Genomic DNA, 5,180 nt, shown 5'->3' on the forward strand with positions numbered 1-5,180 from the left:
GTCTAGGTAAAGTTGTTAAAAATGGGTGTCTAGGTAAAGTTGTTAATGATTTTTTTGTTAGGCATTTGTGTACAAAGGTTCATCATCTTTCCAGTAGTGACCAAAACAAACGTCCGTAACGATACCGTATTCTGATTGAATCTCCAGCTCATGTTCGGAAAAGGAATAGCTCTCCGTTGCACCATAATCTTCAAATTCATGGGAGTATCCTAATACTAAAGCGAGCTTCGCAACGATATCTAATACCTCCATTCCGATAACTTTCGTATTTTGCAAAGTTAGCAATGGATTGGCGCTTTGAATCCAATGTAATCTGTCGCTCTTATCCATCCAAAAAGTACACATTAAACTATTGTATTGAAGTAGCGGAAGTTCATCGTGATCAACGTCAATCTTGTCTGGTTCCCCAATCATGTCTTTTAAGGAATCTTGAGAAATACCAAAGCTAATTCCATCTAATCCTAAGCCAAGTTTTACTTCCATGCTAAATCCTATGCCTAACGCTTTGCATATGGGGATTTTAGGAGCGCTTTACCAGCGAGTAAAATTCCCACCATAATGCACTTGTTAGGTGCTAAACGCCGTAAATGTATAGGCTTAACCATAACGAAATACCCCATAGCCAATAAAACAAAACGGTAGTAAATGATAAATAGGCCATTTTGATGCCATATTTTGATATTACTACCTTCCTAATTTTGGGTATTGCCCAACCTGCAATCACGATAGGGAAAACCCAAAGTGAAACGATACCAATAGCAAAAAACCAACTTCCATCAGAGCCTGTAATTTTTGTTGTAAATGGAACAAACCAAATCAACCAATACAGCAAACAAAAGCCTGCTGTAGATAAATAAATATAAGGCCACACTCTCAACTGATTAGCACCTAACGCCCCAATAAGGGGAAATTTATAGTTGGCTAAAATGTTGAGCGAAGCGAAAAAAGCCAACTGTTAATTTTCCCGCTTGATTGGCTTGTTAGCTGCCGACTAATATATGTGAGCAAATAGCCAAGATAAACACCAAAATAGTGAGTGCAATTTGTATTTTAAAGCCTTTTTTAAACTCTCGTTTAGATTCATTACTCTCGTTTTCAACATAATCCCAACCATCAGGTTCGCGATCCTCAAGGCTAATAAATAATCCATTTGCCCAAATCGCAAATAGAACACCAAAGCCAGCGGTTAGCCAGTGAACTTTATCAGTAAAGTAGTCTATTCCTGCACCCATACAGAATGAGACAAACAAAACAATAACAAGGCTTTTGTAATCGATGTCGATGTTGTGGTCTTCCATAGGCACCTAACGCTTAAGCTAAGCGGAAAATACGACGCGTTTTGGCCGAAGGCCAGCGAGTAATTTTCCGATTGAGCTTTTTGTTAGCTGCCGCATAGTGTGCTGCTGTTTGAATTGATTGATTAACTAACAAACTGTGACTGCCTTGTGTGAAATTAAATACCGCATTGTCCGTTGCCCTAAATTTGCCAGTGGTTGATGATTAATATTGCCAGAACTAATTGATTACGTGAACTACTTTTACCGACTGTGATGAGCTAAAAACCTAACCGCTTTGCACACCACTTTTAGGTAACCACATGAAAATAGCTTTGGCATGCTAACGCCCCAATATGCCGACGAAATGAGCGCAGCGAGTTGAGGTCGGAATAATTGGTTTGTTATGTTTCACATCTCACCACCGCATAAAGCTTGATCGGGCCTGAATTGCGAATAAAGACAAATTAAGAAAAACTCTTCATTTAACTTTGCGTCTTTATCATATTCTTTAGCTTTTAATTGCCTGATAGCACTAGCCATATAATTTTCATTTGGACGAAAGTCTGATTCTTTTTTCTGTTCTATATCTTCAACTCTAGCGAGTTGGATATTACTAACATTTCTAGAGTCGTCTAAGGTAACACCAAATATCATGCCGAAGGACACTAGAGGTACTTTTTTAGTTGTACTACTCGTCGTCTGTGTGGATTGACATCCAACAAGACTTAAACCGAATAAAACAAACAAAATAAAATTTCTCATTACTCTAATCCCAAATAAGTGAAACATAACGCTTACAATAACGGGAAAAGCTGAGCGACAGCGAGGCTTTTTCCCAATGAGCGAAGCGAATGTTGTTTATTGTTTTGTTAGGTGTTTTCATCGTATATATCTATTACATGGCAAGGTTGAAAAGTAACAAGTTGTCCGCAAAGCACACAATCACTGCCATCTGGGTCATTATCCAACTTGCCTTCATAGTAATTAGGATATTCGGCTGTAATTTCTACCCACATACGTTCAACTGAAACTTCATCTGAACCTACAGTTTCTTCCATACTGAAGATTAATTTTACCAAATTACCTACTTTAAGAGATTCTCTAGCTTCTTTTTCAGGAATCCAGAATGAGTCAGGGTATTCCTTATTTAATTCTTCACCATTATCCAATTGATAATGATCTTTGTCATAGGTTGGTAGAATCATCAAAACCCTCGAAACACCTAACGCCGCAATAAACGGCTAAGTAATAGTTGGCTAAAATGTGAAGCGAAGCGGAACCGAGCCAACTGTTACGTGTCCGTTTTTTAATTGCCTTGTTGTACGTATTTTTCTAAATCTACACCTTGATAGTAGACGTCAAACATATCGTCATTTTTGAGGCCATACAATTCAACCAAGACTTTTCTACAAATTTGGGCCAAATCACCATCTGATGTCCTAAGATAGGAAACATCATTCAATTTTTTCCGTATAAATTTTATGTTCTGAGAATTTAAATACTCTTCATACTTTTGTTTGTCTTGGATGTTTAATTTGCCAAGTAAAACCCAATCTAAGCCTGCCTGTCCGTCTTCAAACGAAAACTGAATATTTATTGAATCGTCTTTATGTTCTATGGCAAATGACGCGAAAGCACCTTCCTTGTTGCTGTTAACCACTTCCTCAAGGATGGTTGGTATAGTGTCTAGGTTTACAGTCAAATCTTTAAGGTTTGGGTATTTATCTTCAACGCTAACTTCTTTGCATCCGAACAGTGAAATTAAAGTAAATAATAATATCGAAACTTTCTTCAACAGCATATTGAGTTATCAGACCTTATGTACGTACAACGCATTAAATATGGGGATTTTAGGAGCGCTTTACCAGCGAGTAAAATTCCCACCATGATGTTTTTGTTAGCTAGCATTGCGGTTACTTAAACTAACGACCAAAACATATAGAGTGTAAATGTAACTTAGCGGCCATATGAAAGCGATACATACCCCAAGAAATTTACTCTTATTTTTATAGCAATGAATAATTGAACAAACCCACAAATAAAACAGAGATAAAAGTGAAAGTACAAGAAGAGTATTTTCCCAAATGGACATTTCTTCGCCATTTAAACTCGAATCAGCTACACGCAGATCCCCAAGATAATTTAGCAAAATAATGTACCCAAACATAGAAATGCTAAGCACTATTAATATTGATAAATGTTTGGGGTTTAGGAAAAATTTCATGATGCTAGCTAACGCTTACAATAACGGGAAAAGCTAAGCGACAGCGAGGCTTTTTCCCAATGAGCGTAGCGAATGTAGTTTATTGTTTTGTTATATGCCTTTTGGTACATAGATTTCAGTTTACGATCTCTTAAATTCTGTGAGTGCATAAAAGCCGATACGCCAATGAATAAAATAAGAACTACCACCCATAATAAATGCAATGATTAGAAAAAACTTATATGTGAACACATAAGACCATGACATTAAAAAATACAGAATTACCGAGGCACCAAACATCGCTACCACATAATAAAACGGGTACAAAAATAAGTATTGTAATAAAAGCTTAGTTTCAGTCTTCATGGCATATAACGCTTAACATATGGGGATTTTAGGAGCGCTTTTTCAGCGAGTAAAATTCCCACCATGATGTTTTTGTTATACGAATGCTGGAACATAACCTGACTTATGGTAACCCCATACACGATACATTCCGTTTTCAATAGAATACGGGATATTACTCTGATTTAGCATTTCTAATACGTGAGAAGTTAAATCAATTTCTTTATCAGGGACTAGAACGCCAACCCGTATTCTCTTAATAGGATCGATATCAATCCATTAAAGAGTAACCTGTGGGTTCTACTTCATTTAGGAACTTAACACTAACACTCGGTTCTTTTTGCGGATCTGATTCGATTAAAGTCGCTAATTTATTCCATTTCGTATTGTTCATAACTGAAACGAAATTATGTTCATTGATGAAGTTCAAAATATCTGGATGCATAAATAATTCGTATAACGCTTTTATAAATGGCGCGCGCTTTTTGCGCGTCCAGTGAAGGCCGTTTTTTGGCCGCAACGATATTTAATAAACTTGTTAGGTATTTTAATCTGAAGCCAGATAAAAGCTTTCATATTTGCCCGAAACATCAAATTTAATAATTAACCACTCATAGTCTATTGCCATATAAGAATCTCTTTGCGGCCCTGTTGGATAAGACATGTTTGGGCCTGCGCCATCTGGGTCCATTTTGGTGGCGGGATGACCTAGTAACTCGATAATTTGCTCTCTATTTTTACCTGCGATAGTTTCACTTAAGAGGCTTCCAAGCATCTGCTGTCTTATAGTTACACCACCTTCGTTCCAGTTTGCAGATTCTTCGTTTTGCCAGATGGAAGCTTCAAATTTTAGTTTATGAGAACCAGCAGGTAAGTTCTGCTGCGAACAGCCCGTTAGTAATGTAACAACAAAGAAAAGAAGAAATCTCACAACGATACCTAACGCTTACAATAACGGGAAAAGCTGAGCGAGAGCGAGGCTTTTTCCCAATGAGCGAAGCGAATGTTGTTTATTGTTTTGTTATATTGCATTACTTAAAGTTTACTCCGCACTTAGCGCAAGACTTTGGATTTAGTTGCACACCTTCTGCACCGTAAGCAAAGGGGATAGCATTGCATTTAGGGCAGCGGTAAACGACAAAACAACCGACATTGAAAACAATTACACCGATAAGACCACACCAAAACGGATTAATACTCTCAAAACCCGAAGAGTTCAGTACGATTCCACCAATAAAGAATATTAATGCCACTAAAAGGATTAAATAGAAGCGTTTCTTAACCGTTTTAAATCGAAGTCTTACTTCCTGATCATCCAAATTCAGTCCCTGCAATATAACGCTTAAGATAAACGG

At 37.3% G+C, this 5,180-nt stretch carries 10 protein-coding genes; 1 reads left to right on the forward strand and 9 read right to left on the reverse strand.

What is annotated here, in order from left to right; translation table 11 throughout:
- Positions 1-57: 57 nt before the first annotated feature.
- Complete coding sequence (locus KO534_RS08470) at positions 58-483, reverse strand: hypothetical protein (protein WP_215929216.1); 426 nt, start codon at positions 481-483, stop codon at positions 58-60.
- Between the two features lie 182 nt (positions 484-665).
- On the opposite strand from KO534_RS08470, the gene KO534_RS08475 reads away from it, so the two are divergent.
- Positions 666-857, forward strand: coding sequence for a hypothetical protein (locus tag KO534_RS08475; protein ID WP_215929217.1), 192 nt, complete (start codon positions 666-668; stop codon positions 855-857).
- Positions 858-980: 123 nt separating this feature from the next.
- Here the strand turns inward: KO534_RS08475 and KO534_RS08480 are convergent, their stop codons facing one another.
- The 8 genes from KO534_RS08480 to KO534_RS08505 form a co-directional block, all read right to left on the reverse strand.
- Entirely contained in the window at positions 981-1,298 is a 318-nt protein-coding gene (locus tag KO534_RS08480; RefSeq protein ID WP_215929218.1) for a hypothetical protein, read from the reverse strand.
- Positions 1,299-1,685: 387 nt separating this feature from the next.
- Positions 1,686-2,039, reverse strand: coding sequence for a hypothetical protein (locus KO534_RS08485; RefSeq protein ID WP_215929219.1), 354 nt, complete (start codon positions 2,037-2,039; stop codon positions 1,686-1,688).
- A gap of 107 nt (positions 2,040-2,146) precedes the next feature.
- Complete coding sequence (locus KO534_RS08490) at positions 2,147-2,485, reverse strand: DUF2314 domain-containing protein (RefSeq protein WP_252732037.1); 339 nt, start codon at positions 2,483-2,485, stop codon at positions 2,147-2,149.
- A gap of 98 nt (positions 2,486-2,583) precedes the next feature.
- The gene (locus KO534_RS08495) at positions 2,584-3,078 is read right to left on the reverse strand and encodes a hypothetical protein (RefSeq protein ID WP_215929220.1); all 495 of its coding nucleotides are present in this window, start codon (positions 3,076-3,078) and stop codon (positions 2,584-2,586) included.
- An 843-nt stretch (positions 3,079-3,921) separates the two neighbouring features.
- Positions 3,922-4,101, reverse strand: coding sequence for a DUF6678 family protein (locus KO534_RS23685; RefSeq protein WP_354667917.1), 180 nt, complete (start codon positions 4,099-4,101; stop codon positions 3,922-3,924).
- On the reverse strand, positions 4,097-4,270 hold the full coding sequence (locus tag KO534_RS23690; protein ID WP_354667916.1) for a DUF6678 family protein: 174 nt from the start codon (positions 4,268-4,270) through the stop codon (positions 4,097-4,099). The genes KO534_RS23685 and KO534_RS23690 overlap by 5 nt, the downstream gene beginning before the upstream one ends.
- Before the next feature lie 102 nt (positions 4,271-4,372).
- Positions 4,373-4,756, reverse strand: a complete 384-nt coding sequence (locus KO534_RS08500; RefSeq protein WP_215929221.1) for a hypothetical protein — start codon at positions 4,754-4,756, stop codon at positions 4,373-4,375.
- A gap of 100 nt (positions 4,757-4,856) precedes the next feature.
- Positions 4,857-5,180 (reverse strand): hypothetical protein (locus tag KO534_RS08505; protein WP_215929222.1); only part of this gene is annotated, 324 nt, incomplete at its 5' end.

Source organism: Paraglaciecola arctica, assembly GCF_018861065.1.
Lineage (GTDB): Bacteria > Pseudomonadota > Gammaproteobacteria > Enterobacterales > Alteromonadaceae > Paraglaciecola > Paraglaciecola arctica_B.

Excerpts from the sequence above, each read along its gene's own strand:
- KO534_RS08470 (WP_215929216.1), bottom strand. The coding sequence starts at position 483 with ATGGAAGTAAAACTTGGCTTAGGATTAGATGGAATTAGCTTTGGTATT.
- KO534_RS08475 (WP_215929217.1), top strand. The coding sequence starts at position 666 with ATGCCATATTTTGATATTACTACCTTCCTAATTTTGGGTATTGCCCAA.
- KO534_RS08480 (WP_215929218.1), bottom strand. The coding sequence starts at position 1,298 with ATGGAAGACCACAACATCGACATCGATTACAAAAGCCTTGTTATTGTT.
- KO534_RS08485 (WP_215929219.1), bottom strand. The coding sequence starts at position 2,039 with ATGAGAAATTTTATTTTGTTTGTTTTATTCGGTTTAAGTCTTGTTGGA.
- KO534_RS08495 (WP_215929220.1), bottom strand. The coding sequence starts at position 3,078 with ATGCTGTTGAAGAAAGTTTCGATATTATTATTTACTTTAATTTCACTG.
- KO534_RS23690 (WP_354667916.1), bottom strand. The coding sequence starts at position 4,270 with ATGCATCCAGATATTTTGAACTTCATCAATGAACATAATTTCGTTTCA.